The 26,130-nt window shown below is 69.5% G+C and carries 28 protein-coding genes, 1 tRNA gene and 1 riboswitch; of the genes, 8 read left to right on the plus strand and 21 right to left on the minus strand.

Features of this window, described 5'->3' with window-relative positions; translation table 11 throughout:
• Positions 1-205: 205 nt before the first annotated feature.
• Positions 206-967, minus strand: a complete 762-nt coding sequence (locus ACIBB8_RS24965) for a GNAT family N-acetyltransferase (RefSeq protein WP_398955614.1) — start codon at positions 965-967, stop codon at positions 206-208.
• A gap of 246 nt (positions 968-1,213) precedes the next feature.
• On the opposite strand from ACIBB8_RS24965, the gene ACIBB8_RS24970 reads away from it, so the two are divergent.
• A complete protein-coding gene (locus tag ACIBB8_RS24970; protein ID WP_398955617.1) occupies positions 1,214-1,561 on the plus strand; it encodes a hypothetical protein in 348 nt (115 codons plus the stop codon).
• A 104-nt stretch (positions 1,562-1,665) separates the two neighbouring features.
• Here the strand turns inward: ACIBB8_RS24970 and ACIBB8_RS24975 are convergent, their stop codons facing one another.
• The 6 genes from ACIBB8_RS24975 to ACIBB8_RS25000 form a co-directional block, all read right to left on the minus strand.
• Positions 1,666-1,998, minus strand: a complete 333-nt coding sequence (locus ACIBB8_RS24975) for a hypothetical protein (RefSeq protein ID WP_398955619.1) — start codon at positions 1,996-1,998, stop codon at positions 1,666-1,668.
• Between the two features lie 30 nt (positions 1,999-2,028).
• Entirely contained in the window at positions 2,029-3,036 is a 1,008-nt protein-coding gene (locus ACIBB8_RS24980) for a hypothetical protein (protein ID WP_398955621.1), read from the minus strand.
• Positions 3,037-3,516: 480 nt separating this feature from the next.
• Entirely contained in the window at positions 3,517-4,308 is a 792-nt protein-coding gene (locus ACIBB8_RS24985; RefSeq protein ID WP_398955624.1) for an ABC transporter permease, read from the minus strand.
• Positions 4,305-5,312: an ATP-binding cassette domain-containing protein gene (locus ACIBB8_RS24990; protein WP_398955764.1), complete on the minus strand. Its 1,008-nt coding sequence runs from the start codon at positions 5,310-5,312 to the stop codon at positions 4,305-4,307. The genes ACIBB8_RS24985 and ACIBB8_RS24990 overlap by 4 nt, the downstream gene beginning before the upstream one ends.
• Before the next feature lie 199 nt (positions 5,313-5,511).
• Entirely contained in the window at positions 5,512-6,357 is an 846-nt protein-coding gene (locus ACIBB8_RS24995) for a DUF4097 family beta strand repeat-containing protein (RefSeq protein WP_398955626.1), read from the minus strand.
• 82 nt (positions 6,358-6,439) lie between these two features.
• Positions 6,440-6,970 carry a toxin-antitoxin system HicB family antitoxin gene (locus ACIBB8_RS25000; RefSeq protein ID WP_398955628.1) on the minus strand — a complete coding sequence of 177 codons (531 nt, stop codon included), beginning with the start codon at positions 6,968-6,970 and terminating at the stop codon, positions 6,440-6,442.
• A gap of 605 nt (positions 6,971-7,575) precedes the next feature.
• Between ACIBB8_RS25000 and ACIBB8_RS25005 the strand changes: the two genes are divergently transcribed.
• On the plus strand, positions 7,576-8,013 hold the full coding sequence (locus ACIBB8_RS25005) for a cupin domain-containing protein (RefSeq protein WP_398955630.1): 438 nt from the start codon (positions 7,576-7,578) through the stop codon (positions 8,011-8,013).
• A 124-nt stretch (positions 8,014-8,137) separates the two neighbouring features.
• Here ACIBB8_RS25005 and ACIBB8_RS25010 read toward each other — a convergent pair whose 3' ends face one another.
• From ACIBB8_RS25010 to ACIBB8_RS25020, 3 genes are all read right to left on the minus strand, one after another.
• Positions 8,138-8,689, minus strand: a complete 552-nt coding sequence (locus ACIBB8_RS25010; protein WP_398955632.1) for a hypothetical protein — start codon at positions 8,687-8,689, stop codon at positions 8,138-8,140.
• A 193-nt stretch (positions 8,690-8,882) separates the two neighbouring features.
• Positions 8,883-9,461 (minus strand): TetR family transcriptional regulator, encoded by a 579-nt coding sequence (locus ACIBB8_RS25015; RefSeq protein WP_398955634.1) that lies wholly within the window; start codon positions 9,459-9,461, stop codon positions 8,883-8,885.
• On the minus strand, positions 9,458-10,960 hold the full coding sequence (locus ACIBB8_RS25020; protein ID WP_398955636.1) for an MFS transporter: 1,503 nt from the start codon (positions 10,958-10,960) through the stop codon (positions 9,458-9,460). Before ACIBB8_RS25020 ends, ACIBB8_RS25015 begins: the two co-directional genes overlap by 4 nt.
• Positions 10,961-11,129: 169 nt before the next feature.
• Here ACIBB8_RS25020 and ACIBB8_RS25025 point away from each other — a divergent pair, with 169 nt between their 5' ends.
• Positions 11,130-11,432, plus strand: coding sequence for a hypothetical protein (locus tag ACIBB8_RS25025; RefSeq protein ID WP_398955638.1), 303 nt, complete (start codon positions 11,130-11,132; stop codon positions 11,430-11,432).
• A gap of 574 nt (positions 11,433-12,006) precedes the next feature.
• Here the strand turns inward: ACIBB8_RS25025 and ACIBB8_RS25030 are convergent.
• Positions 12,007-13,401, minus strand: coding sequence for a DUF445 domain-containing protein (locus ACIBB8_RS25030; RefSeq protein WP_398955640.1), 1,395 nt, complete (start codon positions 13,399-13,401; stop codon positions 12,007-12,009).
• Positions 13,402-13,553: 152 nt separating this feature from the next.
• Here ACIBB8_RS25030 and ACIBB8_RS25035 point away from each other — a divergent pair, with 152 nt between their 5' ends.
• Positions 13,554-14,795, plus strand: a complete 1,242-nt coding sequence (locus ACIBB8_RS25035) for an SGNH/GDSL hydrolase family protein (RefSeq protein ID WP_398955642.1) — start codon at positions 13,554-13,556, stop codon at positions 14,793-14,795.
• Between the two features lie 53 nt (positions 14,796-14,848).
• Here ACIBB8_RS25035 and ACIBB8_RS25040 read toward each other — a convergent pair whose 3' ends face one another.
• The 4 genes from ACIBB8_RS25040 to ACIBB8_RS25055 all read right to left on the minus strand — a co-directional run bounded on the left by ACIBB8_RS25040 (position 14,849) and on the right by ACIBB8_RS25055 (position 18,352).
• On the minus strand, positions 14,849-15,499 hold the full coding sequence (locus ACIBB8_RS25040) for a DUF1707 domain-containing protein (protein ID WP_398955766.1): 651 nt from the start codon (positions 15,497-15,499) through the stop codon (positions 14,849-14,851).
• A gap of 176 nt (positions 15,500-15,675) precedes the next feature.
• Entirely contained in the window at positions 15,676-16,662 is a 987-nt protein-coding gene (locus tag ACIBB8_RS25045) for an ATP-binding cassette domain-containing protein (RefSeq protein WP_398955644.1), read from the minus strand.
• 24 nt (positions 16,663-16,686) lie between these two features.
• A complete protein-coding gene (locus ACIBB8_RS25050; RefSeq protein WP_398955646.1) occupies positions 16,687-17,559 on the minus strand; it encodes an ABC transporter permease in 873 nt (290 codons plus the stop codon).
• Positions 17,552-18,352 (minus strand): ABC transporter permease, encoded by an 801-nt coding sequence (locus ACIBB8_RS25055; protein ID WP_398955648.1) that lies wholly within the window; start codon positions 18,350-18,352, stop codon positions 17,552-17,554. The genes ACIBB8_RS25050 and ACIBB8_RS25055 overlap by 8 nt, the downstream gene beginning before the upstream one ends.
• Positions 18,353-18,564: 212 nt before the next feature.
• Between ACIBB8_RS25055 and ACIBB8_RS25060 the strand changes: the two genes are divergently transcribed.
• Positions 18,565-20,892 (plus strand): transglycosylase domain-containing protein, encoded by a 2,328-nt coding sequence (locus ACIBB8_RS25060; protein ID WP_398955650.1) that lies wholly within the window; start codon positions 18,565-18,567, stop codon positions 20,890-20,892.
• Between the two features lie 10 nt (positions 20,893-20,902).
• Here the strand turns inward: ACIBB8_RS25060 and ACIBB8_RS25065 are convergent, their stop codons facing one another.
• From ACIBB8_RS25065 to ACIBB8_RS25075, 3 genes are all read right to left on the minus strand, one after another.
• On the minus strand, positions 20,903-21,223 hold the full coding sequence (locus ACIBB8_RS25065) for a multidrug efflux SMR transporter (protein WP_366692174.1): 321 nt from the start codon (positions 21,221-21,223) through the stop codon (positions 20,903-20,905).
• Between the two features lie 40 nt (positions 21,224-21,263).
• Positions 21,264-21,330, minus strand: a riboswitch (guanidine-III (ykkC-III) riboswitch).
• Between the two features lie 72 nt (positions 21,331-21,402).
• Positions 21,403-21,741 (minus strand): GroES family chaperonin, encoded by a 339-nt coding sequence (locus ACIBB8_RS25070; protein WP_398955652.1) that lies wholly within the window; start codon positions 21,739-21,741, stop codon positions 21,403-21,405.
• 54 nt (positions 21,742-21,795) lie between these two features.
• A complete protein-coding gene (locus tag ACIBB8_RS25075) occupies positions 21,796-22,113 on the minus strand; it encodes a DUF3618 domain-containing protein (protein ID WP_398955654.1) in 318 nt (105 codons plus the stop codon).
• A 127-nt stretch (positions 22,114-22,240) separates the two neighbouring features.
• Between ACIBB8_RS25075 and bcp the strand changes: the two genes are divergently transcribed.
• The 3 genes from bcp (at position 22,241) to ACIBB8_RS25090 (ending at position 24,127) form a co-directional block, all read left to right on the plus strand.
• Complete coding sequence (gene bcp, locus ACIBB8_RS25080; protein ID WP_398955656.1) at positions 22,241-22,708, plus strand: thioredoxin-dependent thiol peroxidase; 468 nt, start codon at positions 22,241-22,243, stop codon at positions 22,706-22,708.
• A 275-nt stretch (positions 22,709-22,983) separates the two neighbouring features.
• A complete protein-coding gene (locus ACIBB8_RS25085; RefSeq protein ID WP_398955658.1) occupies positions 22,984-23,991 on the plus strand; it encodes an HNH endonuclease signature motif containing protein in 1,008 nt (335 codons plus the stop codon).
• Positions 23,992-24,043: 52 nt separating this feature from the next.
• Positions 24,044-24,127, plus strand: a tRNA-Leu gene (locus tag ACIBB8_RS25090).
• Positions 24,128-24,193: 66 nt separating this feature from the next.
• Here ACIBB8_RS25090 and rdgB read toward each other — a convergent pair.
• The 3 genes from rdgB to rph form a co-directional block, all read right to left on the minus strand.
• The gene (rdgB, locus tag ACIBB8_RS25095; RefSeq protein WP_398955660.1) at positions 24,194-24,796 is read right to left on the minus strand and encodes an RdgB/HAM1 family non-canonical purine NTP pyrophosphatase; all 603 of its coding nucleotides are present in this window, start codon (positions 24,794-24,796) and stop codon (positions 24,194-24,196) included.
• 34 nt (positions 24,797-24,830) lie between these two features.
• Positions 24,831-25,223 (minus strand): hypothetical protein, encoded by a 393-nt coding sequence (locus tag ACIBB8_RS25100; RefSeq protein ID WP_398955662.1) that lies wholly within the window; start codon positions 25,221-25,223, stop codon positions 24,831-24,833.
• A gap of 102 nt (positions 25,224-25,325) precedes the next feature.
• A complete protein-coding gene (gene rph, locus ACIBB8_RS25105; protein WP_398955665.1) occupies positions 25,326-26,063 on the minus strand; it encodes a ribonuclease PH in 738 nt (245 codons plus the stop codon).
• Positions 26,064-26,130: the final 67 nt, after the last annotated feature.

Genomic DNA, 26,130 nt, shown 5'->3' on the forward strand with positions numbered 1-26,130 from the left:
GGCACGGGTCGTCGGCACAGCCGGTCTCTTCACCGTCTGTGCCGACCGGTGTCATCCGGCTCGCCCTTGGGATACGGGGTCCTCGACGGGACCGTCGCCGCGCCGAGGCCGCCACCGGGCGCTGTGACCACCGGCGGACCGGCGGCTGTGGGCGATCAAGGATCAATTCGACAGCGGGCGCCGTCCGAAGCCGCCCGACAGGCTCTCAGCCGCGTTCGAAGCAGTGCGACTGCCCGATGACCGAGAAGCCGCGGCGCTCGTACCAATGGCGTGGCCAGTCGCCCGCGTCTGCGAGCAGGAACCGTGTACCGCAGCCCGCGTCGGTGGCCATGCGCAGAGCCGTGGCAAGGACTGCGTCGGCATGGCCGCGGCCGAGGTGGGTCTCGGAGGTCATCAGGTCCTCGATCTGGGCCATGCCGGTTGCCGGGTCCAGATAGAGATCCGCCCACGAGGCGACCTCGCCTTCGTCCGTACGGGCCGCTATGAAATGCACGGCGTCGGCGCCGCGGCAGCGGGCCTCGCGGCGGTCGACGAGGTGGCGTACGACCGCGTCGTCGGCGTCCGGGAGGAAGCCGCGCCAGCGCCGGGTGAGCGGCGCACGGATCGCGTCGAGGTCGACCTCCTCCGCGTGACCTCCGGCCGGCAGCGGGCCCGTGTGCGCCATGATCAGCTCGATGGTGTGGGTGTATCCGGCGCGGATCAGCGGCTCCGCGCACGCCCTCCCCGTCTCGTCGTCGAGGACGAAGAGCAGTCGGAACGGCAGATGTCCCAGCGCCTCGTCCGCGATGCCGGGCAGCGCCTCGGGGGCGACAGGCCCGTCGATGACGACCTGGTTGTTCGCGTGCGAGTGCGCGAAGGTGTCGTCGAGGGCGGCGAATCCGCCCGGGAGACCGATGGTCCGCGCGGCCTGGCGGCGGGCGAAGGCCGAGAGGAAGGCGTTGATTCGTTGCAGTTCTGAGCGTGGCATGGGGCGAGCTTAGGAAGCCGCGGACCGTGGGCGCCTTCGCTTTTCCGGCCTCACCTCGTGGGATCCAGGACCTCGTACGGGCTCACCACGTGGAAGGTCTGGCAAAGTGATCCACCTGGGCGTCGGCAAACCGATTCAGCAGCCCACTTCTGAGTGACTGAACCCGTTCTTTCCGTCATAGGCGCAGGTCACCAAAGCACGCTGGTGCGGTACGTGTTCCCCCGCACCGCTCAAGGAGTGCCCTTCATGCGTCTTCGTACCACCGTGGCTGCCGCCCTCGGCGCTCTCGCGCTCGTCGTGACTCTGCCGACCTCGGCCGACGCGGCCTCCGGAGACTTCCTCTACCGGTTCACCGGGCTCGACGGCACCCCGCAATACGCCGGCCTGATCGACCCGGCGAGCCGCGAGTGCATCACGCTGCCCGAGGTCGCCGACCCGGGCTCGTCGAACCCCGCAGACTCTCCCTGGAACTTCACCGACTCCACCGCCACCGTCTTCACCGGCCCCGACTGCGAGGGTGCCTTCTTCACCCTTCGGCCCTTCGGCGGTCACGCCTCCAAGCGGCTGAAGCTCCGTTCTGTCGTGTTCAGCTGATCCTGATTCAGGTCCTGATCGTCTGATCACGTTCCCTGTTCCGGACGCCCCGGTTCGTGTCGCCTCGCGCTCGCGCCGGGGCGATTTTCCGGGCAGCCTCCTGGTCAGCGGAAAGCGGAAGCTCTGCGGTTGCGCACTGCCTTGACCGTGACGATCACGGCCACCGCCACGATCACGATCAGGGCAATCGCCCCGATCGCCGACCGGCCACCCTGGTTGAAGATCGCCGAGCCCAGCATCAGAGCAACCATCAGCACGAGCTGCAGCGCCACCCACAGCACGATGAGGCTGATGGCCACCCGGATGACGAACGAGAAGCTCGGTCGCCTCAGGCCGCGTACGGCGTTCTCCAGACGTGCCAGGTCCACGGCCACGCGCTCCTGGCTCTTCTCCAGCGCTGCCAGGCGTTCTTCGAGTTCAGGGCTGGTCATGGGCATGACTCTAAGTGACAGGCTCGATCGCTATGCCTACGGTGTCGCTACCGGAGTGGCAGCACTGGCGCAGATGGGCCGGGTCCGGGCGGAATAGGAACGGGCGGCCGCGATGAGGCCGAAGCCCAGACCGCCAAAGGCAAGACCACCGAACAGGACCATGCAGGTAATCCCGGAACTGGTGGTGAACGCCCCAGACGGTTTCAGCTTCGGCAGCACTCCGACGGCAATGAGCGGGGCGTAGACCACCAGGGCAACCCCATACACGGACAGGCCGACCGCGCACAACCAGGCCGGCAGCAAGGGCAGTAGACGCGGAACCCGCCGCCCGGAGAGGAACAGGGTCCAGCGGGGGAAGACCTGCCCCCACGGGTACAGCAGCCCCAGGAGCAGGAAGACCGCGGCAGCCCCGGCCAGCACGGTGACGTCGATTCCCACCGATGCGAGGGCCTTCGAGACCCCCGACGCGCCCTCGTTCGCCTCCCGCCACCCCTGCGCCGTCACGCCGATCGCATCGCCACCCAGCGTCCAGATGGTCTTGACCCCCGCCCACGGCAGAAGCCCGCACATCAGCAGGTAGACCGTGCGCCTGGTCCGCTTCGACGCGAGGGCGGGGCCGGGGTGGGCGAGCGGACCGTAGGAAGTCCCTGGGTGGGCGTGTCCACACCGCGGGCATCTGCCACGCAGCCGTCGGCGGTACGACAGGGCGACAAGGATCAGAAGAGCGGCGCCCACCGCGCTCAACAGCGTATGCGCCAGGCCGGTGGCGCTCTCCACCCCGGAGAACGACGCCAGCATCACGAAGTACGCCGGCAGGCCGGCCATCCCCATGACGAACACCGGGACCGTCAGAATCAGCGACGCCGCCACTGTCACTCGGCCACGCCTGGCGAGCGGCCGGGTGGTGGCGAGGCAGGCTCCGGCAGCAAGTACGGCGAGGGCGGCCAGGAACAGCTGGACCGTCGGCGCATACGCAACGTCAGGCGACCAGGGCACGGTGGTGCCCGATGCGGCCCACGTGACCTGGACTGCGGCGAACAACACGCCCCACGCCGCGGCGGCATACGGCGCCCACAGGGGCCAGCGCCACGACCACACCGTCCACGCCGCGTCCTCCGCCGGCGGCCTGGAGCCGGTAGGCGTCCGCGATTTCGTAGGAACAACCACCGTGACCTCCGGTTCCACGTTGCTGACAATCAAGACTCCCCCGCACCCGCAGCTGTCGCGTCCCACGCACGAACCATCCGCCTCCCTCCCCCGGGGGAGGAACGAATGAGCCTCGCGGATGACCGGATCCCGCCGTGCTGCAGGCCGTTGGTGCGCTGTACCGGTGCGCGTGCCGGCTAGCCAGTGCCCCTCCCGGCAAGCTTTGCCCCTCAGTGATGTGACGCGCCGGCGATGTCGGCGGCGCGGTAGGGCAGGCGGCGGAGGACGCCGACGGGGCGGCGTACGCCGACGTGATGTCGGAGTACACCGCCCTGGAGCGGGACGAGTTGCCGGCTGCGGCCCGCAGGCTGCTGACCCCTACTTCGGGTCGCGGTTGAACACCGACTTGGACCAGACGTAGCCGAGCACGGCCAGCCCCAGGCACCAGACCACGGCCAGCCACCCGTTGTTCCCGATCTCGGTGCCGAGCAGCAGCCCGCGCAGGGTCTCGATGGCCGGGGTGAACGGCTGGTACTCGGCGATCGGCTGGAACCAGCCCGGCATCGCGTCGACCGGGACGAAGGTGCTGGAGATGAGCGGCAGGAAGATCAGCGGCAGGGCGTTGTTGCTGGCGGCCTCGGCGTTCGGGCTGATCAGGCCCATGCCGACCGCGATCCAGGTGAGCGCCGTGGCGAAGAGCACGAGCAGTCCGAACGCCGCGAGCCACTCCAGGACGGTGGCATCGGTGGAGCGGAAGCCGATGGCCACGGCGACGGCGCCGACGAGGACCACGCTGATGATCGACTGCAGCACGCTGCCGACGACGTGTCCGATGAGCACGGAGCCGCGGTGGATCGCCATGGTGCGGAAGCGGGCGATGATGCCCTCGGTCATGTCGTTGGAGACGGAGACCGCGGTGCCGATCGTGGTGCTGCCGATGGTCATCAGCACGAGGCCCGGGACGAGATACGCGATGTACTCGGAGCGGTCCGCACCGCCGCCGCCGATGCCCGCGCTCATCACGTCGCCGAAGATGTAGACGAAGAGCAGCAGCAGCATGACCGGCGTGAGCAGCAGGTTCAGGGTCATGGACGGGTAGCGCCGCGCGTGCAGCAGATTCCGCCGCAACATCGTCGACGAGTCGCGCACGGCGAGGGAGAGGGAGCTCATCGGACATCCTCCTTGGACTGGTTGTTCTGGCTGGGCACGCTGGAGCCGGTCAGGGCGAAGAACACGTCGTCGAGGTCGGGGGTGTGCACGGTCAGCTCGTCCGCCTCGATGCCGGCCGAGTCCAGCCAGTCGAGGATCGAGCGCAGCTCGCGCTGGCTGCCGTCGCTGGGGATCTGCAGCGCCAAAGCCTCGTCATCCCGGGTGGCCTCGCGCAGCGCGGAGGCGGCCGACTGGTACACCGTCGGATCGGAGAACCGGATCCGGACGTGCCCGCCGGGGATCAGCCGCTTCAGCTCGTCGGCACTCCCCTCGGCGACGATCTTGCCGCCGTTCAGCAGCGCGATGCGGTCGGCGAGCTCGTCGGCCTCCTCCAGGTACTGAGTGGTGAGGAAGACGGTGACGCCGCCGGAGACGAGTTCGCGGATGATCTGCCACATGTTGTGGCGGGCGCGCGGGTCGAGGCCGGTGGTCGGCTCGTCGAGGAAGATGATCCGCGGGTTGCCGACCAGGGTCATGGCGATGTCCAGGCGGCGCTTCATCCCGCCGGAGTAGGTGGAGGCGGGCTTCTTTGCGGCCTCGGTGAGGTCGAACCGCTCGAGCAGCTCGGCGGCGACGCGCCGCCCCTCACGCTTGGACAGATGGTGCAGGTCCGCCATGAGGAGCATGTTCTCCTCGCCGGTGATCAGCCCGTCGACGGCGGAGAACTGCCCGGTGACACCGATCGCGGCCCGCACCGCCTGCGGGTGGGTGGCAAGGTCGTGGCCCGCTACCTGCGCCTGCCCGCCGTCGGCCGCGATGAGCGTGGACAGGATCTTCACTGCGGTGGTCTTGCCGGCGCCGTTCGGGCCGAGCAGCGCGAACACGGTCCCGGCCGGGACGACGAGGTCGATGCCGTCGAGGACGGTCTTGTCGCCGTACGACTTGCGCAGATCGGCTGCGGAGACGGCGGCGGGCGGCTGCTGGCCGTTGCCCGGCCTGGGCGTGGGCATGACAGAAGAAGGCATGGGGCCCTCCCATTCGAAGGAGTGGTGAGCGGTGAAGTGGCCTTGGCTGTAAGGAAAGGAGATGGGGCGGGTCAGGCCCGCGCGGCGGATGTCGATGTTGCCGTAGCGAGTGCGGGCCATGACCTCGACGGTGTCCTCGGACTTGTCCGGACTCTCGGACGCAGCGGCGGCGTTGCGCACCTGGCCGTTGAGGGGCCGGTCAGGCCCGGGCGCGGCGGATGTCGATGTTGCCGTAGCGGGTGCGGGCCTTGACCTCGACGGTGTCCTCGGTCTTGTCGGGGCTCTCGGACGCGGCGAGCGCGTTGCGCACCTGCCCGTTGCCCGAGCTGACGTCGAGCCAGGCGGCCGTGCCCTCGCGGACGCCGACCTCGATGGCGCCGTAGGAGGTCTCCAACTGGACGGTGCCACGGGCCACGTCGCCCACGCGCAGGGTGCCGTGCGCGGTGGTCGCGGTGACGGAGCCCTCGGCGCGCTGGATGTCGATGTCGCCGTTGGCTCCGCTCACCCGCAGCTCGCCGATCGCGGCGCCGACGGTCGTGGTGCCGTGCGAGTTCTTCAGGACGGCCGGGCCGTCCACCACACCGACGCGCAGGCTGCCGGAACTGGTGGTGATCTCGGCCAGACCCTCGACCTGGTCCACGGTGATCGAGCCGTGCGACGCGGTCAGCTGCAGCGGACCCGTCGCATCCAGGCGGACGTCACCCGACGACGTCTTCACGCGGACCTCGCCGAGCCGGCCCTCGCCGAGCACCTGGGTCCAGGAGCCGGTCGTGTCGACGCGCGAGCCGGTGGGCAGTTCGACCGTCACGTCGACGCTGCCGGTGGGCCCGACGAGGTAGCGCCCCTTGGGTGTTCTGATGGTCAGCACGCCGCTCGCGTAGGTGACCTCGGTCTGCTCGGCGACCCGCACGTCCTTGTCCTTCTTCGGGTCGCGGGGCCGCACCTCGACGACTGTGTCGAGGCGGTCGCTCGCGGAGAACTGGATGGAACCGGCGGCCACGTTGGCGGTGACCGAGATCGGCTGGGGAGTGTCGAAAGAAGGCATGGCTGTCCCGTCCTCTTGGGTCTTCGTGGCGTCCCTGCTGGTGGGACGTGGTGCGGGTGAAGTGGGGGCGGGCGGGGCGCGGCTAGCGCACCCAGCCCGTGAAGCTCTGTCCGACCGTGCGGGTGGTGCGGGTCTTCTCCGCCGTACGTGACTGGGTGCCGCCGTCGACCGCGGCCGACACGGCTCGTACCAGCCACGCGTTGACCGACAGGCCCTCGCGGCTCGCGGCCTCCTCGGCGCGCGCCTTGAGGTGGGCGGGCAGGCGCAGATTGACGCGGGCGGTGCCGCCTTCGTCGCCGTCGGCGGGTGCCGGGGCCGGGGACTTGAGCGGCTCGGTGGGCCCGCTCCTGTCCTCGTACGCCTCGTCGCCCGCCGGCCGCGTCACGACGAAGTCGGGGTCGAGCCCGCGCAGTCGTACGTCGACCGACCCGGGGGCGAGTTCACGGGTGATCTCGTCCATCGCGGCGGAGAGCACATTGAGCATCGTCAGGCGGGTCGCCGACTCCAGGGGAGCGGTGAGCCGCTCGGCCAGCTCGCGGGCTTCTTCGCCGCCGGCTTCGGCGGCCACCGCGAGTTCGCGGCGGAGGTTGTCGACATACGGCGTGAGGTCCATGACGTCATAGTGGCACCACCATGGCGCCACACGCAAGCCCGCGAGGGGAACGATTGCGGGCCATGGCTCGCCCAACGACTCTGACCTGCGGAAACGTGTCGACATCGAGTTGCGTCAATGCGGTGCCACATGGAGTCTCGACCTCTCTGGCGCACCTAGTGGTGCCACGTGGCACCACTAGGTGCCACGTCTGACGCCACACGCACCCAGGGCCGAGACCCCGTGCCGCAGCGGACAACAGGCGTCATGTCCGAGCCGATGCAAGACTGACCATGCACGCCGGGGTCCGGCTGACCGACGCCGCCGTCATCGGGCGTTTTGATGCTCTACCCCGGCAGCTTCGAGTTCCGTCCGGCACATGGGCCGACGGAAGGAGCAATCGACCGCTCAGCAGCACCGGTGACCACGCGGGCCGAAGGGCGGCGATGCCGCACATCGCGAGGGCATCGGTCGTAGCTGCCGAACAGGCGCGGAAGGCAGGAACGACACCAAGCTCTCCGCCTCGTCCGAGCCGCATGGGCCGCCATTCCCTACGGCGGTGATCGAAGCTCGCTGTCCGGCCCGGGCGGCTCCACAGACCGTCATGCACCACTGGAGGCTTCATCATGTCGAGTACCGAGCAGGCGAACACCGAGCAGGAACCACGATCCGAAGCGTGGAAGACCGCGCTGACCGTGCTGCAGACGGCAAAGCCGCCGTACATCCCGGAGGGTGTCGAGGCGATGACCGTTCTCATCGAATTTCCTCCGGGCGACCCCGGCACACCTCCGCACCGGCACTCGGGCCCGGCTTTCGGCTACATGCTGGAGGGGGAGATGCTCTTCGAGCTCGAAGGCGAGCCGGAGCGCGTGATCAAGGCCGGGGAAACATTCTGGGAGCCGGGCGGCGACGTCATCCACTATCAGGACGGAAACAACCGGACGGACACCCGGAGCCGATTCCTCGTGACGATGCTGTGCGCGCCGGGTCAGCCCATGCTGACCCTGGTCGATGACGAGGAGCTGGCACAGCGTAAGGACCGGCGGGCTCCACGTCCTGCCTGACGGCGGCGGTGCGCTCCGCACGCGAACGGCGGGCCGGGTCCCGGAGGCCGACGAGCCGACCGGTGTACGGCAATGGCCCAGCGGAGCCGAGGAATCGCGTCACGGCGTGGACGACGCGGCACCGTCAGCGGTAGTCCTCCGGGTGGCCCTGCATCCAGGTGTTGATGCGGTCGCGCGTGCCGAGCAGCTCGGATCGGTGCTTCTCCAGATTGGCCGTGGAGGTGTCGCCGTTCAGGGACGTGCGCAGCGCGGCCACCCACGCCACGGGCTCCTTGAAGCGTCCGGGGCCGTTCGGGTACGCCTTCATCGACGCTTCCAGGCCCACCAGTTGGTCGTTGACCCGGCCCAGGACATAGCCGCAGTCGCCCGCGCCCGGGGTGCAGGTCTCACCCAGGGTGGCCTGTAGCGTGGCGAAGGCGTCACGGACCGGTGCGGGCTTGGTCGCGAGTACTTCGGATGCGGCGGCGTCCTCCGCGGCGGCTGACGCCTCGGCGTCCGCTTCCCCAGCCTCGGCCGCCTTGGACGCGGCTGCCGCGTTGGCCGATGGCGCCACGTACGGGACGTCGTCGCCGGGTCCCTCCGTTGTGTGGGCGCTGCTGCAGCCCACCAGGAACGCGCCCAGGAGCAGGGGAAGCGGCAGCGCAGCAGCAGTGCGTGCGAACGTACGGACAGACATGAGGCCCCCTCGTCGGTTGGCGCAGACCATACCTCACGGCCAGTCGCACCAAGCGGGCCCTGAACTCCTCATTCCGCACGCGTAGTTCGCGCGGTCCGTTCGGCCGCCCGTCGCGTCCCGCGTGCCGGCGACCACGCACCCGCACCCGCACCCGCACCCGCACCCGCACCCGCACCCGCGGATCGTGCCGCTCTCAGCCCGTGATCAGGGTCTGCAGCGCCGGCGCGTACAGGTCCGCGAGGTGTTCGGGGGTAGCCAGCGCGCCCGCGCCCTCGCGGTGCAGGCTCAGGGTGGCGCCGAGGCCGAGGAGGTGACCGGCGATCAGTTCGGCGCGCAGGGCGCGTTCGTGGCCGGGGAGGCGGGCGGTCAGTGCCTCGGTGACCTGCTCGTGGAAGCGGTCGCGCAGCAGCGAGCGTTCGTCCTGGTTGCCGAGGGAGAACACGACGCGCAGGAGCAGGTCCGTCTGCTGTTCGCGGCGACGGCGCACGAGCGTGATCACCATGTGACGGCCGAGCTCGTCCAGCGGCGCGTCGAAGAGTTCCTCGGCGGCCGGGCCGAAGTCGGCGACCGTGTTGAAGAGTTCTTCCTTGCGGCCGAAGTGCTTGACCACCAGGGAGGGGCTGACTCCCGCGTCGGCGGCGATCCCCCGGATGGTCACATCCGCGTACGGGCGCTGGGTGAACGCCCGCCGGGCCGCCCGCAGAATCGCGTCCCGGCCCGTGCCGGGGTCGATGGGGTCCGGAGCCGGAGCGGTGGCCTGGCTGCCGGTCATGCGCCCTCCTCGATGGTGATCGTCCGCGCACCGCCCTTGCGGTCGTCGCGGCTCTCTCCGACCGTACCCGCCCCGGCCGTGCGCCCGCCGGGCAGGAACAGGGTGACCGTCAGCGCCAGCAGCGCCGCGCCCGCCGCGATCAGGAAGACCAGCTGATACGCGTGGAGCGTCGGAGCCGTCCGGCCGCCCGCCCGGAACGTGAGGTTGGCCAGGACGGCGGCCACCGTCGCGCTGCAGAACGCCTGACCGATCGATCTCATCAGCGTGTTGAGACCGTTGGCCGCGCCCGTCTCGCCCGGCGGGACCCCGCGCATCACCAGCGCGGGCAGCGCCGAGTACGCGATGGCCGTGCCCGACGCGACGACCGTCGCGCCGGCGATGATCAGCCACAGGCTGTGGCTGGTGAAGTACCGCACCACGTAGCCGACGGCGATGATTCCGGCCGCCAGCGTCAGACTGACCTTCGGTCCGTACGCCGCGGAGATCCGTGCCGAGACCGGCGAGAGCGCCACCATCGACACGCCGCCGGGCAGCAGGCACAGTCCGCTGACGACGAGCGAGGCGCCGAGCCCGTAACCGGTCGCCTTCGGCTCCTGCACCATCTGCGCGGTGACCAGCGAGTTCGCGTAGAAGGCGAAGCCGATCAGCAGAGCTGCGACGTTGGTCAGCAGGACGGCCGGGCGGGCCGAGACCCGCAGGTCGACCATGGGCGTCGTCACGCGGAGCTCATACGCGCCCCAGAGCAGCGCCACCACGACGGCGGCGACGAGCAGTCCGACCGTGCGGGTCGACGTCCAGCCCCACTCGGCGCCCTGTGTCACCGCGAGCAGCAGACAGACCAGGGCGGCGGACAGCCCGAGCGCGCCGACGGCGTCGAAACGGCCGCGCGAGCGCAGCGGGGACTCGGGCACGCAGCAGAGCACCAGCACGATGTCGATGAGGCCGATCACTCCCGACACCCAGAACATGGTGTGCCAGTCGAAGTGCTCGACGACGAGCGCGGCGACCGGCAGCCCGACGGCCGCACCGATGCCGAGCGTCGAACTCATCAGGGCGACCGCGGAGAGGACACGCTCGGGCGGGAGTTCGTCGCGCAGGATGCTGATGCCCAGCGGTACGACGGCGAGCGCGGCGCCCTGGAGGGCGCGGCCGGTGATCAGTACGCCGATGTGGGAGCTGACCGCGCACAGCACCGAACCGATGACCAGCACCGCGAGCGAGGCGACGAGCACCCGCCGCTTGCCGTACATGTCGCCGACCCGGCCCAGCACGGGTGTGAAGACGGCGCCGGTGAGAAGGGTGACGGTGACCAGCCAGCTCGCGGCAGCCGGGGTCGCGCCGGTGAGGGCCGGGACGTGCGGCAGAAGCGGGACGACGATCGTCTGCATGATCGCGACCACGACCCCGCAGAAGGCGAGGACGCCCACGGCGAAACGGGGGTGGTGCGGGGTCGGCGTCCGGGCGGCTGCCCCGTCGGGGGCAGATGTGTCCGCGGGCATGCGATCTCCGTGGGGTGCTCGGCGGTGGCGGTGGACGCCAGGGGTGCACAGACGTTCACCTCCTAGGGTAAACGCTTGTGCACCCCCTGGGGAGCCGGGTGTCCGCCAACCGCGTTAGCCTCGGAAGCCACAGCAAGAGCCACGACACGAGAAGGCGAAGGTGGCGGCGATGGCAAAGGTTCCTACAGCGGCAGTGGCGGCGAGCGGACTCGTTGGCGGGTACGCGGTCGCGCGATGGACCAAGAAGCGGCCACTCGGCGGGGTCGCGCTCGCCGCAGCGGGCACGGTCGCCGCGTACGAATGGAACCGGCAGGCCGGACCGCGTGCGGCCGTCGCACTGACCACGGCCTACGTCGGCGCGTTCGCCGGATCGCACCCGCTGGCCAAGAAGGTCGGCGCCTGGCCCGCCGTCTTCACCGTGGCGGGCACCGTCGCCGCCGCGTCGTGGGCGGTCACCCGCCGCGCCGCCTGAGAAGTTTTCTTCCCGTCAGGCCCGCAGCACACTGAACGCGGGCTCGCCGGCGTCCGTATTCAAGAGCACTCCCCCGCGTAAGAGGCCGGGTGCGTGCCCGTACGACAGGACGGGTACGCACCTGGGACCCTCACCGGAGCGGGCGCACGCGCGCGATGCGGGCCCCTCTCAGGTCGGTTGAAAGGCTGCGTTGAATGCAAAGCGAGAATCCGGACGGGTCGCGTGCAGAGGTCTCGGAATGGGCAGACGGGGCGCATCGCAACGCCTCGTAGAAGCGGATTTGCCCGATCAATCCCTCGGTGCTGGAATTCCACGCGAGTCGCTCCGCGAGCGAATCCAGCTCAGGCAGGAGTTCGGCGTGCACCTCTTGGCGTGCCGTCAGAGACCACCCGCCGGCCGTCCGGGGGCGAAGTCCACGGCGTACACGTCACTCATATCCGCAGCGTAATACCCCGGCGGTAGTCAGCTCGCTGCCGTGACCGAACAGCCGCGCGCAGAACAGACACACCCGCACGCTGACCCGGCTGCGGCACCCCCCGCCGGGGCGCGGCCGGCCGCCCGCCGCGCCCGGTGACTACGCGCCGAACGCCTGCGACACCGTGTAGATCAGCAGGCCCGCCAGCGCACCCACCACCGTGCCGTTGATCCGGATGAACTGCAGGTCACGGCCGATGTGCGCCTCGATCTTCTTCGAGGTCTGGTCCGCGTCCCAGCTCGCGACCGTGTCACTGATCAGCGAGGTGATCTCCGTGCGGTACCTCGTGACGACATACACCGCCGCATCCTCCAGCCAGCCCTCCAGCTTCGCCTGCATCCGCCCGTCCGTCGCCAGCCGCGCGCCGAACGTCAACAGCGAGGCGCGCGCCCGCAGCCGCAGCTCGCTCTGCTCGTCCTCCGCCGCCGCGATGATCATCGTGCGTACCGACGACCAGGCCGACGCGATGACCTCCTGGACCTCGCCGCGCCCCAGGATCTCCGTCTTCAGCCGCTCCACCCGCGCCCGGGTGTCCGAGTCGGTCTGGAGGTCGGCCGCGAAGTCCGTCAGGAACGTGTCGATCGCGGCGCGCGCCGGATGCCCCGGCATGTCCCGCATCTCCGTCACGAAACGCAGCAGCTCCTTGTAGACCCGCTCCCCCACCCGCTTGTCGACGAACCGCGGCGTCCACCCCGGCGCCCCGCCCTGCACCGCGTCCATCACGGAGTCGCCGTGCAGCACCAGCCAGTCGTGCGCACGTACACAGATCAGGTCCACGACCCGGCGGTGGCCGCCGTCGGCGACGATCTTCTCCAGCATCTTCCCGAGGCCGGGGCCGACCTCCGCCGCGTTCGCCCGCCGGGTGATCGCCTCAGCCACCACGGCCTGCACGTCCGCGTCCCGCAGGACCGTCAGCGCGCCGCGCAGCGCGGTCGCCAGCTCCGCGGTGACCCGGTCGGCGTGGTCCGGCTCCGCCAGCCAGACACCGAGCCGGCCGCCGATGCCCAACGCCTCGATCCGGCCGCGCACGACATCACCCGACAGGAAATTCTCCCCGACGAAGGAACCCAGAGAGGCCCCGAGCTGATCCTTCTTGGTCGGGATGATGGCGGTGTGCGGGATCGGCAGGCCGAGCGGGCGCTTGAACAGCGCCGTGACGGCGAACCAGTCGGCCAGCGCACCCACCATCCCCGCCTCGGCGGCCGCGGCGACGAAGCCCGGCCAGCCGCCCACACCCGCGCTCTTCGCCCAGGTGGCGAGGACGTACACGAGCGCGACGAGCAGAAGGAGGCCGGTGGCCGTGGTCTTCATACGGCGCACACCACGCCGCTTCTCCTCGTCCGCGGCCGTGTACGCGAAGGAGGCGAGAGGGGCGTGGCGTGCGGGAGCGGAGGCTGCGGTGCCGGAACTCCCGCCCGCGCCGCCACGTGCCTGCGCGCGCTCGGCCGGTCCGCCGCCCGGCTCGCCCGACCTGGTCCGTTCGATCCGTTCCATCCGCTCCACCCGTCCGCGTCCGCGTACGCATCGCCCCCGGCGCCCCGTACGCATTGTCCCTACCTGACGTACTCCCGGGCCGCATGTCGAGTTCCCGGCACTGTGCCCCATCATGAGACCAGCCCCCATCACCACGAGGAGACACCCCGCCCATGCCCAGGCGCCAGGGAGCCGCCCTGCTCATCGCCCTCGTGGCGGGCACCACCGCGCTTGCCGCGTTCATGGCGTACGCCGGGTCCACGCTGTTCTCCGGTGCCGGGTCGCAACGGGTCGGCGCGCAGCCGGCGGCCCGTCCGTCCGCCGCGCCCGCCCACTCCACCGGCGTCTGGGTCGCCACCTGGGCCGGGGCGCCCGTGGCCGGGGTGGCGGACCCGTACCCCGGACACGACCTCCCCCAGCGCACCATCCGTAACGTCGTCCACACCAGCATCGGCGGCGACGCGGCCCGCATCACCCTCTCCAACCTCTTCGGTACGCGTCCCCTGCTCGTCGACCGTGCCACGGTGAACACCCGTCCCGTCTCCTTCCGGGGCGCCCCCTCCGTCACCGTCCCGGCGGGCGGGCAGGTCGTCAGCGACCCGGTCGTCGTCCCCGTCGACGCCGACTCCGATCTCGTCGTCACCCTCCGCACGCCCACCGCCGAGGGACCCGTCACCATCCACCCGAACAGCCACCAGACCTCGTACCTCGCGGACGAGCGCGGTACCCGGCGGACCAACGTGTGGCGCTACCTCACCGCAGTGGACGTCCGCAACGCCTCCTCCGCCGGAGCAGTCGTCGCCATCGGCGACTCGCTCACCGCGGGCACCGGCTCCGCCCTCGACGCCAACGGCCGCTGGCCCGACGTCCTCGCCGACCGGCTGCGCGGGCGCTACGCGGTCGTCAACCAGGGCATCGCAGGCAACCGCATCCTGCGCGACGGCCAGGGCCGCGGCCAGCGGGCGCTCGCCCGCTTCGACCGCGATGTCCTGGGCGTCGCCGGCGTGAAGACCGTCATCATGACCCTCGGCATCAACGACGTGCAGCAGTTCCCGCAGGAGCAGGACCCGCAGCGCATCGTGGACGGACTGAAGGCCATGACGGAACGCGCCCACGCGCGCGGGCTGCGGGTCGTCGGGGCAACTCTGATGCCGTACCAGGGGTTCCGCACCTGGACACCCGCGCAGGACGCCGTACGGACGCGGGTCAACGAACTGATCCGGGCAGGCGGCGTCTTCGACGAGGTCGTCGACTTCGACCGGGTGGCACGCGACCCGCACCGACCCGGCCGGCTCCGCCCGGCGTACGACTGCGGCGACCATCTCCATCTCAACGACGCCGGATATCTGCAGCTGGGCCGGCAGGTGGACCTGCGGAGCCTGCAGCAGGAGGCTCCGGCGTCCGACCAGCTCTGAGAAGGCGACGCGGCGGGCGATACGTCCGCCGCGACCTCACGTTCCGGACGGACTCATTCGCCGCCGGGCCTCTTCTTCAGCTGGGCACGCTCCCTGTCCGCCTTCGTCCGCTTGAGCACCACACCGACCCCGCCCATCAACGCGAGCCCGGTGATCCGCACCTGCGGCGAACCCGGCGAGGGGGTGCCCTCGCCCGTCGCCCGGTCGCCGAAGCCGCCCAAGATGCCGATGCCGCTGACCCTGACATTCAGCTCCGGCGGGACCGTCACCTGCATCCCACCCATGATCGTGAAGCAGCGGATGACGACCTCTCGGTCCTCGAAACGGGCCTCACGCAGATCGATCTCGCCGCCGCCCCACATCGTGAACGCGGTGAACTTCCGGCCCACCGTCCACCTGCCCTTGCGCCGGAACCCGCCCCAGACGGCGAACGCACCCTTCGACGTGGCAGGGCCGCCGATGCGTTCCGCCCAGTCGGTACCCGCCGAACCCGTGTGTGCGGGCGCCCCGCCCGCACCCACCGGTGCCACCGCCCCGCCCGGTGCCGGAAGATCGCGGACGAGCAGCTCCAACTCCCCATGCGTACGCGCCTTGTAGGCCGCATCGAGCCGCTGCTCGAACTCCTGCATCTGCAGGCGGCCCTCGGCCACCGCGTCGCGCAGGACCTCGGCAACACGCTCACGCTCGGCATCGGAAGCACGCATGTCCGGAAGTTCGCTCGTCATACCGCACAGCCTATTGAACACGCCCGCTCACGTCACCGATCCAACGCGCTTCGGGACCCCACGCACTTCGGATCCCAACGCGCCTCGGATCCATTGCCCCTCCCGGCACGCTCTGCCCCGTCACACCGCCCAGCTCATGGGGCACACACTGCCGGTCACGGCACTCGCGCCTCGGCCGACGCGTACATCTTCGCGATCACGGCCTCGATGTCCGGCTCCCGCACCGACAGATCCACCAGCGGATACTCCGCGGCGATCCGCGCCACCAGCGGAGCCGCCGAACCCGACGCCGGAAAGGCCAGCCACTGCCTCGGCCCCTCCACCTTCACGGTACGCACCGAAGGCTCCGACTCCAGTCGGATCGGCGGGAGTTCACGATCCAGGTCCACGACCAGCGTGCGCTCGCTCTCGCCCACCTCATGCAGTCCAGCCAGCGCACCGTCGTACATCAGGCGGCCGTGGTCGATCACCATCACCCGCCGGCAGAGCTGCTCGATATCCGTCAGATCGTGCGTGGTGAGCAGCACCGTCGTACCCCGCTCGGCATTCAAGTCCCGAAGAAATCCACGGACCTTGGCCTTGGATACCACATCCAGACCGATCGTCGGCTCATCCAGATACAGCACCTCCGGGTCGTGCAGCAGTGCCGCCGCGATGTCGCCGCGCATACGCTGCCCGAGCGACAGCTGCCGCACCGGCACATCCAACAGCGCGCCCAGATCGAGGAGTTCGACACAGCGGTCCAGGTTCTCCCGGAACCGGGCGTCGGGGACCCGGTACATCCGGTGCACCAGCCGGTACGAGTCACGCAGCGGCAGGTCCCACCAGAGCGTGGTGCGCTGGCCGAAGACCACACCGATCCGGTGCGCCAGCCTCGTACGCTCCCTGGAAGGGTCGATGCCCGCGACCCGCAACCGCCCGCCGCTCGGAGTGAGGATGCCCGTCAGCATCTTGATCGTGGTCGACTTGCCCGCGCCGTTCGGACCGATATAGCCGACCATCTCGCCGCGCTCCACCCGGAAGCCGATCCCGTCGACCGCGCGGACCTCACGCCGCTCGCTGCGCAGAAAACCCGTCCTGCGGCGCACCTCGAAGACCTTCTCGACACCGTCGAGCTCAATGAAACCCGTACCCGTAACCATGCCCCGTCCTCGCTCCGCTCGTCCTCAGTTGCCCGTGCTCCGGTACGAGCGCAGCCCCGCCCGCCACGCCGCCCCCGCAAGCACCCAGCACACCCCCGCCACCACCGGCGGCAGGAACGCCACCCACTCCGGCAGCCCCAGCGGGTACTCCCGGCCCAGCACATACAACGCGGGAAGCCAGTTCACGAAGGCCAGCGGCACCACGAACGTCACCCCGCGCACCAGGTCCTTCGCGAAGACCGTCGGCGGGTACTGCAGCAGCGTGTTCCCGCCGTACGTGAAGGAGTTCTGCACCTCCGCCGCGTCCTGCGCGAAGAACTGGAACGCCGCCCCGCCCACGAACACCGCACCGAAGACCGCCGCCCCGCTCAGCAGCATCAGCGGGATCATCACCACCTTCAGCGGCGTCCACGCGATGTCCAGCACCACCAGCCCGTAACCGAGCACCAGCAGCCCCTGCGTGATCCGCCCCAGCCTGCGCAGTGCGAACCGGTCCGCCGCCACCTGGGCCAGCACCGGAACCGGGCGCACCAGCAGCGTGTCCAGCGTGCCGTCCCGAACCCGGCGGCCCAGCCGGTCCATCGACCCCAGCACCAGATCGGCCAGCCCGAACGCGGTGCCCGAAGCCCCGTACAGCAGGGCGATCTCCGGCAGCGTGTATCCACCCAACTCGTCGACGTGCGCGAACATCAGCAGGATCGCAACGAAGTCGAAGCCCGTCGCCGCGAAGTTCCCGAACGCCGTCATGGCGAACGAGGCACGGTACGCCATCGTCGACCGCAGCCACATCGCGACGATCAGCCCGTACGCACGAACCCCTTCGACCAGCCTCGACCGCTCGACGAACACCGCGTCGGGAACCTCGACGGCCCTCGAAACCTCGGCGACCTCAGCCACCCTGAACCACCACCCTCCGCGTCGCCACCGACTGCACCAACCGCCCCGCCAGCAACAACGCCAGCGCCCAGCCGCCCTGGAAAGCGAACGCCTCCACCAGCCCCCACCCCGTGTGCTTCCCGAGGAACACATCGGCCGGCACCTGGAGCAGCGCCGACCACGGCAACACCCGCGCCACCTCGCCCAGCGCCCCCGGGAACAACGTCAGCGGAAGCAGCATCCCTGAGAAGAAAAGCCCCGCCAGGAACGCGACCTGCGCGGCACCCGCCCCGTCCATCAGCCAGAACGCGGAGAGCGCCACCAGATAGCGCAGAGCGAAACTGACCACGACCCCGAGCGCCACCGAAACCAGGAACGCGAACCAGACCCCCGGCGAGCCGGGCAGAGCCAGTGGGAACGCCAGCGCCCCCAGCACCATCGGCACGACGCCACGCGCCAGCAACTGAAACGCGGCCCGCCCCAAGTCGCCGGCCAGCCACCACAGTTGAAGATCGACCGGCCGGTAGAGGTCGACCGCCACATCGCCGGTACGGATCCGCTCGACCAACTCGTCCTCGAAACCGCCGCCCATCATCGCGGAGGTCGCCAGCAGCGCCTGCCCCAGCCACACATACGTCAGCGCCTGGGACAGGTCGTAGCCGCCGAGGTGCGGACGCTCGTCCCACAGCGCCGTATAGGTGTACGCCAGGATGAAACCGAAGACGGTGTTGGTGAACACCCCCGCCGCCGTCGCGATCCGATAGGTGGCATGGCGCCGGAACCCGCCCGCCGCAACCACCGCGTACAACCGCATCCCCATCACCTCCACGCTCGTTCGCACTCGTGCGCCCAACCGCGTTGGACACCAAAGCGCACGACCTTAGTGCAGCGGGAACAGCCACCGCGACCGCATTTCGGCGGCCGATCCGGGAGCGATCACAGGTCGACCCGGGGTCGATCCGGGGCTTATTCCACAGAAAAGGGCACTATGAGGGAATTGACCGCAGCCGAGGAGTCTCCACCGATATGAGCGACGAGCCACAGCAGCAGAGCGGGGGGCCCGGCAACAGGAACTGGGCCCCGAGGAACCCCTCTGCCGGCACCGGCGCCCCCACAGGCCCAGCCGCCCCCGGCGGGAAGAAAAAAGGAAGCAGGAACCGCCCCAAACGCACCGGCTGGCGCCGCACCGTCCCCACCTGGCGGGTGACGCTCGCCACGCTCCTCGTCATCGCCCTGATCCTGATCGGCGGATTCATCGCCGGATACCAGCTCGTCGGCATCCCGCACGCCAACCCCACCGCCACCGCACAGTCCAACGTCTACCTCTACAAGGACGGCAGCTTCATCGCCCGCGACGGCGAGATCAACCGGCAGAACATCCAGCTCGCCCAGGTCCCCCTCAGCGCCCAGCACGCCGTCCTCGCCGCCGAGGACCGGAACTTCTACTCCGAACGCGCCGTCGACATCACGGCCATGTTCCGCGCCGGCTGGAACACCCTCACCGGCAAGGGCAAACAGGGCGGCTCCACCATCACCCAGCAGTTCGTGAAGAACTACTACCTCGGCCAGGAACAGACCCTCATGCGCAAGGCCAAGGAGTTCTTCATCGCCATCAAGCTCAACCGCGAAGTGAGCAAGAACCAGATCTTCGAGGGCTACCTCAACACCAGCTACTTCGGCCGCAACGCCTACGGCATCCAGGCCGCGGCCCAGGCGTACTACGGCAAGGACATCGGCCACATCACCACCGCCGAAGGCGCCTACCTCGCCTCCCTGCTCAACGCCCCCAGCGCATACGACATCGTCGTCCACCCCGAGAACAAGGCCGCGGCCGTCGCCCGCTGGAACTACGTACTCGACGGCATGGTCAAGGAGAACTGGCTCAGCGCATCCGAACGCGCCACCCTGCGGTTCCCCGCGCCCAACAAGGTGAAGACCTCCACCGGACTCTCCGGACAGCGCGGCTACATCGTCCAGGCCGTCAAGGACTACCTCACCACCCACAAGATCATCGACGAGGACACACTCGCCACCGGCGGCTACCGCATCACCACCACACTGGAGAAGAAGAAACAGGACGCCCTGGTCAAAGCCGTCAACGACAACGTGATGTCGATGACGAGCACGGAGCGCCCGGCCGACCGCAACGTCCGCGTCGGCGGCGCCTCCATCGACCCCTCGAACGGCCGGGTCGTCGCCATGTACGGCGGCATCGACTACACCAAGCAGTACGTCAACAACGCCACCCGCCGCGACTACCAGGTCGGCTCCACCTTCAAACCGTTCGTCTTCACCTCCGCCGTCGCCAACCGGTCCACCACCCAGCACGGCCGGCGCATCAACCCCAACACCATCTACGACGGCACCAACCGACGCATGGTGCGGGGCCCGAACGGACCCACCGGATACGCCCCCGCCAACGAGGACGACATCAGCTACGGACCCATCACCGTCCGAGCCGCCACCGACAAGTCCGTCAACGCCGTCTACGCGCAGATGGCCGAGGACGTCGGCCCCGGCAGCGTCAAAGACACCGCCATCGGCCTCGGCATCCCCAAGAACACCCCCGACCTGACCGCCTCGCCGTCCATCGCACTCGGCACCGCCACCGCCAGCGTCCTCGACATGACCCAGGCGTACGCGACACTCGCCAACCACGGCAGGCACGGCACCTACACCCTCGTCGACAAGATCAGCAAAGACGCCGAGGAACTCGCACTCCCCGGCCGTCACACCGAGCAAACCGTCAGCCGCGAAGCCGCCGACACCACCACCTCGATCCTGCAGAGCGTCGTCGAAAACGGATCGGGAACCGCCGCCCAGGGCGCCGGCCGCCCCGCCGCCGGCAAGACCGGCACCGCCGAGGAGGACAAGGCCGCCTGGTTCGCCGGCTACACCCCGAACCTCGCGACCGTCATCGCCGTCATGGGCCAGGACCCCGACACCGGCGTACAGAAACCGCTCTACGGAGCACTCGGCCTGTCCCGCGTCAGCGGCGCAGGCGCCCCCGCCCAGACCTGGGCCCAGTACACCGGCGCCGCACTCAGCGGCAGCAGCATCGAGGGATTCGACCTCGAACTCGAAAGAGGCGCCGGCGAACCCGCCCTGCCCACCGGCGAAGGCACCGGCCCCACCAACACCGGAACCCCGCCCGAGACACCGTCCGGCCCACCGCCGAGCAGCCCGCCCAGCACCCCGCCCACCAACCCCGCCGGCAGCGGCCCCGCCACCTCGGCACCGCCCCCCGGCCCCCCGGCCGACGGCAGCGCGGACATCCTCGGCAATGACAACGGCGGCATCGAAGAACTCTTCCCGCAGGACGCCGACGGCGCCCACCCGCCCCCGAACGAGTGACCTACCGGGCTCAGTGCCCCGACGTCGCCTTCAGCCCCACCACAGCCACCAGCAACAGAGACACGAAGAAAATCCGGGCGGCGGTCACCGGCTCACCCAGCACCACCATGCCGAGCACCGCCGCCCCCGCCGCACCGATACCGACCCACACGCCGTACGCCGTACCGATCGGCAACGACTTCGCCGCCTGCGACAACAGCACCATGCTGGCCACGATCCCGAACCCGGTGAACACACTCGGCCACAACCGAGTGAACCCCTCCGTGTACTTCATCCCGATCGACCAGGCCACTTCCAGCAGACCGGCAACAACCAGCAGAACCCACGCCACGACGGCACCTCCGAACACCACAGACACACGGACAATCACAGGTGCGTCGTCTTTGCGGAAACCCGGTACGGCGCGTCTCGTCGGGGTCCCACCAACATAGCAAAGAACATGCAAAAGGCCTGGTGACGGGTGTCACCAGGCCTCACGCCACACATCTCGCAAACAACAGAGCTACGGGGCTACAGATACAGCCCGGTCGCATCCACCGAACCCTCGAACCGGTCCGCCGCCACCGCATGCAGATCCCGCTCCCGCATCAGCACGTACGCCACACCCCGCACCTCGACCTCGGCACGGTCCTCCGGGTCATACAGCACCCGGTCGCCCGGCTCCACCGTCCGCACATTCTGGCCGACCGCAACCACGACAGCCCAGGCCAGCCGGCGCCCCACCGCAGCCGTCGCCGGAATCAGAATGCCGCCGCCCGAACGCCGCTCACCCTCAGGCGTATCGGACCGGACCAGCACGCGGTCATGCAGCATGCGAATGGGCAGCTTGTCGTCGGTGTTCTCGCTCACGACCCGAAACCTACCTGCCCGCGGCCCTCCCGCACGCCCCCGGGGTCAGCCTTCTCAGCGCTTCTTGCGCCGCGACACCACAAGCAGCCCCACCACGCCGACCGCCAGCAACGCCGCCGGAACCACCCGCTCCAGACGCGGCGCGCCATCCTCCGACACAAACTGCGCCTTCACGTCCGACACCGTCCGATTCACCGCGACGAACGCCCGCCCAGCCGTCCGGTCCACGGCCTCGGCAGCCTTGGCCTTCGCATCACCGATGATCGTCTTCGGGTGCATCCGCACCCCGATCTCATCGAGCACCACCGCAAGCTGCTCACGCCTGCTGATGATGTCCGCCTCGATCTGCGCAGGGGTCCTTGCATCCGACACTGCGCCGCCTCCGTGGTCCTCGTCCGGTAAACCTTCATCGCCAGTCTGTCAGCTCAGCCGTCCGCGCACCCGACGGCACCCCTATTACGCTCGGTCCCGTACACCCCACACGCCCCTGAGGAGAACCATGAGCGAGCGACTCCAGCCCGGCGACACCGCCCCCGCCTTCACCCTCCCCGACGCCGACGGCAACGACATCTCGCTCGCCGACCACAAGGGACGCAAAGTCATCGTCTACTTCTACCCGGCCGCCCTCACCCCCGGCTGCACCAAGCAGGCCTGCGACTTCACCGACAACCTGGAACTCCTGGCCGGCGCCGGATACGACGTCATCGGCGTCTCCCCCGACAAGCCCGAGAAGCTCGCCAAGTTCCGCGAGAAGGAAAACCTCAAGGTCACGCTTGTCGGCGACCCCTCCAAGGAAACCCTTGAGGCGTACGGCGCGTTCGGCGAGAAGAACTCCTACGGCAAAACGGTGACGGGCGTCATCCGCTCCACCGTCGTCGTCGACGAAGAAGGCAAGGTCGAGCGCGCCCTCTACAACGTCAGGGCCACCGGCCACGTCGCCAAAATCATCAAGGACCTCGGCATCTGACCGACGCCATGCCCCTGTGACGGGCGCCACATTTCCACTCCCCATCGGTTTACCGGGAACGGCCCGGCCGCTTCGACTGAAGCGGTACGGGCCGTTCCATATTTTTTCGGATGCCGGACGTTGCTCTCCGATAAACGGCTCGTTACTCCGTACGAGACCACGAACGTGCGGTCGGGAACGGAGGCGAACGATGGCGGTTCGATACACGCGAGAGCTGAGCAGGCACCGCATAGGCGGGAGGAGTTGCCCTCCAGGCACCGCCGCACGGAGGCGCCATGTCTGAGGCGTATGACCGAGGAACGCTGGCAGACGCCGTAGCCGGCTCTTCCAACTGGATGGACCTGATGCGTCGACTCGGCCTCAAGACGAACGGCGGCCAGCGCCGCGTTCTCCAAGAGAAGGTTGCCGGGTACGGCCTCGACACCAGCCACTTCAAGAAACGCAGCCCCTGGCGTAAGTACACCGACGAGGCCATCGCAGCGGCCGTCGCCACCTCATCGTCGCTGCGCGAGGTCGTCAACAAACTGGGCGCGACTCCGGCGTCCGGCACGTTATCCCACATAAGCCGCCGCATCGCGGCCGCGGGAATCGACGTCAGCCACTTCCCCGGCATGGGCCGCCCCCAGCTGGGCCTTTTGTTCACCCCGGAGGAACTACGGACGGCCGCCACGTCAGCCGAGAGCATTCGCGGAGTGGCACGAGAGCTCGGGGTGCGCGACGACAGCCAGTCGCGCAGTGCCGTGGCAGGGATGCTCCGCAGACACGGGATCGACACCTCGCACTTCCGCAACGCTCGCCTGGCGATCCCGGAAGACGCCCTGCGTGCCGCCGTACCGAGGGCCGCCAGCTACGCAGACGTCATGCGTTCGCTCGGCCTTGAGGTGAACGATACGAACCATCGGCGCGTACGACGCAAGGTGCTCCAACTCAAGCTGGACACGAGCCACTTCAAGCGTCGGCCCTGGGCCTCAGACTCGACCCGCGCGGATGAGCCGAAGTCGATCGCATCGACAACGCTTGTGGTCATGCCGCAGGGGTCATCGCGCGCAAACCGAGCAAGGCTGCACCGCGCCCTGCAAGAGGTCGGCATCCCGTACCGATGCGACTCTTGCGGCAATCCGGGCGAATGGCAGGGGCAGCCCATCACGCTTCAGATCGACCACATCAGCGGCGATTGGCTCGACAACCGGGCCGGAAATCTCCGCTATTTGTGCCCTAACTGCCACGCCCTCACCGACACATGGTGCCGCAACCGGAAGAGCGAGCCGCGCATCTCCACGTAGCGACCTCTCTGCGCCACAAGAGGCCCCGGCCCGCTACGATGGATCCGGATAAGCGGCCGTAGCCAAACTGGTATCGGCGGGTGTTTTAGGGGCATCTGGGAGAAATCCTGTGTGGGTTCGAATCCCACCGGCCGCACTGACGATGGAATCGAAGGCCCGGCTCGCAGCTCTTGCGGGCCGGGCCTCGCCGCACCAGCGGGCGTTACCCCACCAGCTCCCGCACCACCGGCACCAGCGCCCGGAACGCCTTCCCCCGGTGGCTGATCGCGTTCTTCTCCGCCGAAGTCAGTTCCGCGCAGGTCCGGGTCATGCCCTCCGGCTGCAGGATCGGGTCGTAGCCGAAGCCGTTCGTGCCGGCCGGGGTGTGGCGGAGGGTGCCCAGAAGGCGGCCCTCGACCACGCGTTCCGTGCCGTCCGGGAGGGCGAGGGCCGCCGCGCAGGCGAAGTGGGCGGCGCGGTGGGCGTCGTCGATGTCGGAGAGCTGGGCCAGCAGCAGGTCCAGGTTGGCGCGGTCGTTGCCGTGGGTGCCGGCCCAGCGGGCCGAGAAGATGCCGGGGGCGCCGCCAAGTACGTCGACGCAGAGGCCGGAGTCGTCGGCGATCGCGGGGTGGCCGGTGGCCTGGGCCAGGGCGTGGGCCTTGAGGAGGGCGTTCTCGGCGAAGGTGACGCCGGTCTCCTTGACGTCGGGGATCTCGGGGTAAGCGTCCGCGCCGACGAGTTCGTGGGTGAGCCCTGCGTCGGCGAGGATCGCGTGGAGTTCGGTGATTTTCCCGGCGTTGCGGGTGGCGAGGATCAGGCGGGTCATGTGCCGATTATCGCGGGGTGCCGGGCGGGGTCTGCTATGAGGTGCAGACGTTGCCGATCTCCTTGGCGGCGTCGGTGACCGGGGTGATGTCCGGGGTGGCGTCGCCCTTGTCGATGGCGTCGCGGACGTTCTTGACGCCGGCCTGGAGGTCGTCGACGGCCTTGGAGAGGTCGGCGTTGTCCGTCTTGTCGCCGAGGTTGCCGAGTTCCTTGTCTATCTCGTCGAGGGCCTCGGATGCCTGGGTGGGGTCGTTCGCGGCGTTGGAGACGGCCTGCTGGAGGTTGTCGACGCTGGTGGCTATGGCGTCGGCGGTACGGACGCAGTCGAGGGCCTTGTCGACGGCGCCGCAGCCGGCCGTGGCGGTGAGGGTGAGAGCGGTCAGGGTCAGCGCGACGGTGATGCGGCGGTGGCGGGTGGCCTTGGCCATGGTGCGGTTCCTCCCCGGGTGCGGATACGCGGACGGACGCACGGTTCGACCCGTGCGTCCGTACGCGTAACGACGCTCTGTGGTGCGTACTTGGTTGCTTCTTTACTCGCCGAGCGTGCGGGCGAGGGCCGCCTGCTGGATGGCGCGGAGGTCGACGCATCCGCTGGTGGCGAGGTCGAGGAGCTCGTTCAGTTCCTTGCGGTCGAAGGGCTCGGCCTCGGCGGTGCCCTGGACCTCGACGAAGCGGCCGTCGCCGGTGCAGACGACGTTCATGTCGGTCTCGGCGCGGACGTCCTCCTCGTAGCAGAGGTCGAGGAGCGGCGTGCCGTCGACGATGCCGACGCTGACGGCGGAGACGGTGCCGGTCAGCGGCTTGCGGCCGTGCTTGATGAGCTTCTTGTGCTGGGCCCAGGTGATGGCGTCGGCGAGGGCGACGTATGCGCCGGTGATGGCGGCGGTGCGGGTGCCGCCGTCGGCCTGGAGGACGTCGCAGTCGAGGACGACGGTGTTCTCGCCGAGTGCCTTGTAGTCGATCACGGCGCGCAGGGACCGGCCGATGAGGCGGCTGATCTCGTGGGTGCGGCCGCCGATCTTGCCGCGTACGGCTTCGCGGTCGCCGCGGGTGTTGGTGGAGCGGGGCAGCATGGAGTATTCGGCGGTGACCCAGCCTTCGCCGCTGCCCTTGCGCCAGCGCGGGACGCCTTCGGTGAAGGAGGCGGTGCAGAAGACCTTGGTGTCGCCGAAGGAGATGAGGACTGAGCCTTCGGCGTGCTTGCTCCATCCGCGTTCGATGGTGATGGGGCGGAGCTCTTCGGGGGTGCGGCCGTCGATACGAGACATGGCGTCGAGCCTATCGGCTGGGCCGTGGGCGCCGGCCGGGGTGTACCGGGGGCCGGGTGGGGGGTGC

Origin of the sequence: Streptomyces sp. NPDC051286 (assembly GCF_044455345.1) — a bacterium.
Lineage (GTDB): Bacteria > Actinomycetota > Actinomycetes > Streptomycetales > Streptomycetaceae > Streptomyces.

What these genes read in the sequence shown, in the direction of transcription:
- ACIBB8_RS24965 (WP_398955614.1), bottom strand. Translation starts at nt 967, where the DNA reads ATGCCACGCTCAGAACTGCAACGAATCAACGCCTTCCTCTCGGCCTTC.
- ACIBB8_RS24970 (WP_398955617.1), top strand. Translation starts at nt 1,214, where the DNA reads ATGCGTCTTCGTACCACCGTGGCTGCCGCCCTCGGCGCTCTCGCGCTC.
- ACIBB8_RS24975 (WP_398955619.1), bottom strand. Translation starts at nt 1,998, where the DNA reads ATGCCCATGACCAGCCCTGAACTCGAAGAACGCCTGGCAGCGCTGGAG.
- ACIBB8_RS24985 (WP_398955624.1), bottom strand. Translation starts at nt 4,308, where the DNA reads ATGAGCTCCCTCTCCCTCGCCGTGCGCGACTCGTCGACGATGTTGCGG.
- ACIBB8_RS24990 (WP_398955764.1), bottom strand. Translation starts at nt 5,312, where the DNA reads ATGCCTTCTTCTGTCATGCCCACGCCCAGGCCGGGCAACGGCCAGCAG.
- ACIBB8_RS24995 (WP_398955626.1), bottom strand. Translation starts at nt 6,357, where the DNA reads ATGCCTTCTTTCGACACTCCCCAGCCGATCTCGGTCACCGCCAACGTG.
- ACIBB8_RS25000 (WP_398955628.1), bottom strand. Translation starts at nt 6,970, where the DNA reads ATGGACCTCACGCCGTATGTCGACAACCTCCGCCGCGAACTCGCGGTG.
- ACIBB8_RS25005 (WP_398955630.1), top strand. Translation starts at nt 7,576, where the DNA reads ATGTCGAGTACCGAGCAGGCGAACACCGAGCAGGAACCACGATCCGAA.
- ACIBB8_RS25010 (WP_398955632.1), bottom strand. Translation starts at nt 8,689, where the DNA reads ATGTCTGTCCGTACGTTCGCACGCACTGCTGCTGCGCTGCCGCTTCCC.
- ACIBB8_RS25015 (WP_398955634.1), bottom strand. Translation starts at nt 9,461, where the DNA reads ATGACCGGCAGCCAGGCCACCGCTCCGGCTCCGGACCCCATCGACCCC.
- ACIBB8_RS25020 (WP_398955636.1), bottom strand. Translation starts at nt 10,960, where the DNA reads ATGCCCGCGGACACATCTGCCCCCGACGGGGCAGCCGCCCGGACGCCG.
- ACIBB8_RS25025 (WP_398955638.1), top strand. Translation starts at nt 11,130, where the DNA reads ATGGCAAAGGTTCCTACAGCGGCAGTGGCGGCGAGCGGACTCGTTGGC.
- ACIBB8_RS25030 (WP_398955640.1), bottom strand. Translation starts at nt 13,401, where the DNA reads ATGGAACGGATCGAACGGACCAGGTCGGGCGAGCCGGGCGGCGGACCG.
- ACIBB8_RS25035 (WP_398955642.1), top strand. Translation starts at nt 13,554, where the DNA reads ATGCCCAGGCGCCAGGGAGCCGCCCTGCTCATCGCCCTCGTGGCGGGC.
- ACIBB8_RS25040 (WP_398955766.1), bottom strand. Translation starts at nt 15,499, where the DNA reads ATGCGTGCTTCCGATGCCGAGCGTGAGCGTGTTGCCGAGGTCCTGCGC.
- ACIBB8_RS25045 (WP_398955644.1), bottom strand. Translation starts at nt 16,662, where the DNA reads ATGGTTACGGGTACGGGTTTCATTGAGCTCGACGGTGTCGAGAAGGTC.
- ACIBB8_RS25055 (WP_398955648.1), bottom strand. Translation starts at nt 18,352, where the DNA reads ATGCGGTTGTACGCGGTGGTTGCGGCGGGCGGGTTCCGGCGCCATGCC.
- ACIBB8_RS25060 (WP_398955650.1), top strand. Translation starts at nt 18,565, where the DNA reads ATGAGCGACGAGCCACAGCAGCAGAGCGGGGGGCCCGGCAACAGGAAC.
- bcp (WP_398955656.1), top strand. Translation starts at nt 22,241, where the DNA reads ATGAGCGAGCGACTCCAGCCCGGCGACACCGCCCCCGCCTTCACCCTC.
- ACIBB8_RS25085 (WP_398955658.1), top strand. Translation starts at nt 22,984, where the DNA reads ATGTCTGAGGCGTATGACCGAGGAACGCTGGCAGACGCCGTAGCCGGC.
- rdgB (WP_398955660.1), bottom strand. Translation starts at nt 24,796, where the DNA reads ATGACCCGCCTGATCCTCGCCACCCGCAACGCCGGGAAAATCACCGAA.
- ACIBB8_RS25100 (WP_398955662.1), bottom strand. Translation starts at nt 25,223, where the DNA reads ATGGCCAAGGCCACCCGCCACCGCCGCATCACCGTCGCGCTGACCCTG.
- rph (WP_398955665.1), bottom strand. Translation starts at nt 26,063, where the DNA reads ATGTCTCGTATCGACGGCCGCACCCCCGAAGAGCTCCGCCCCATCACC.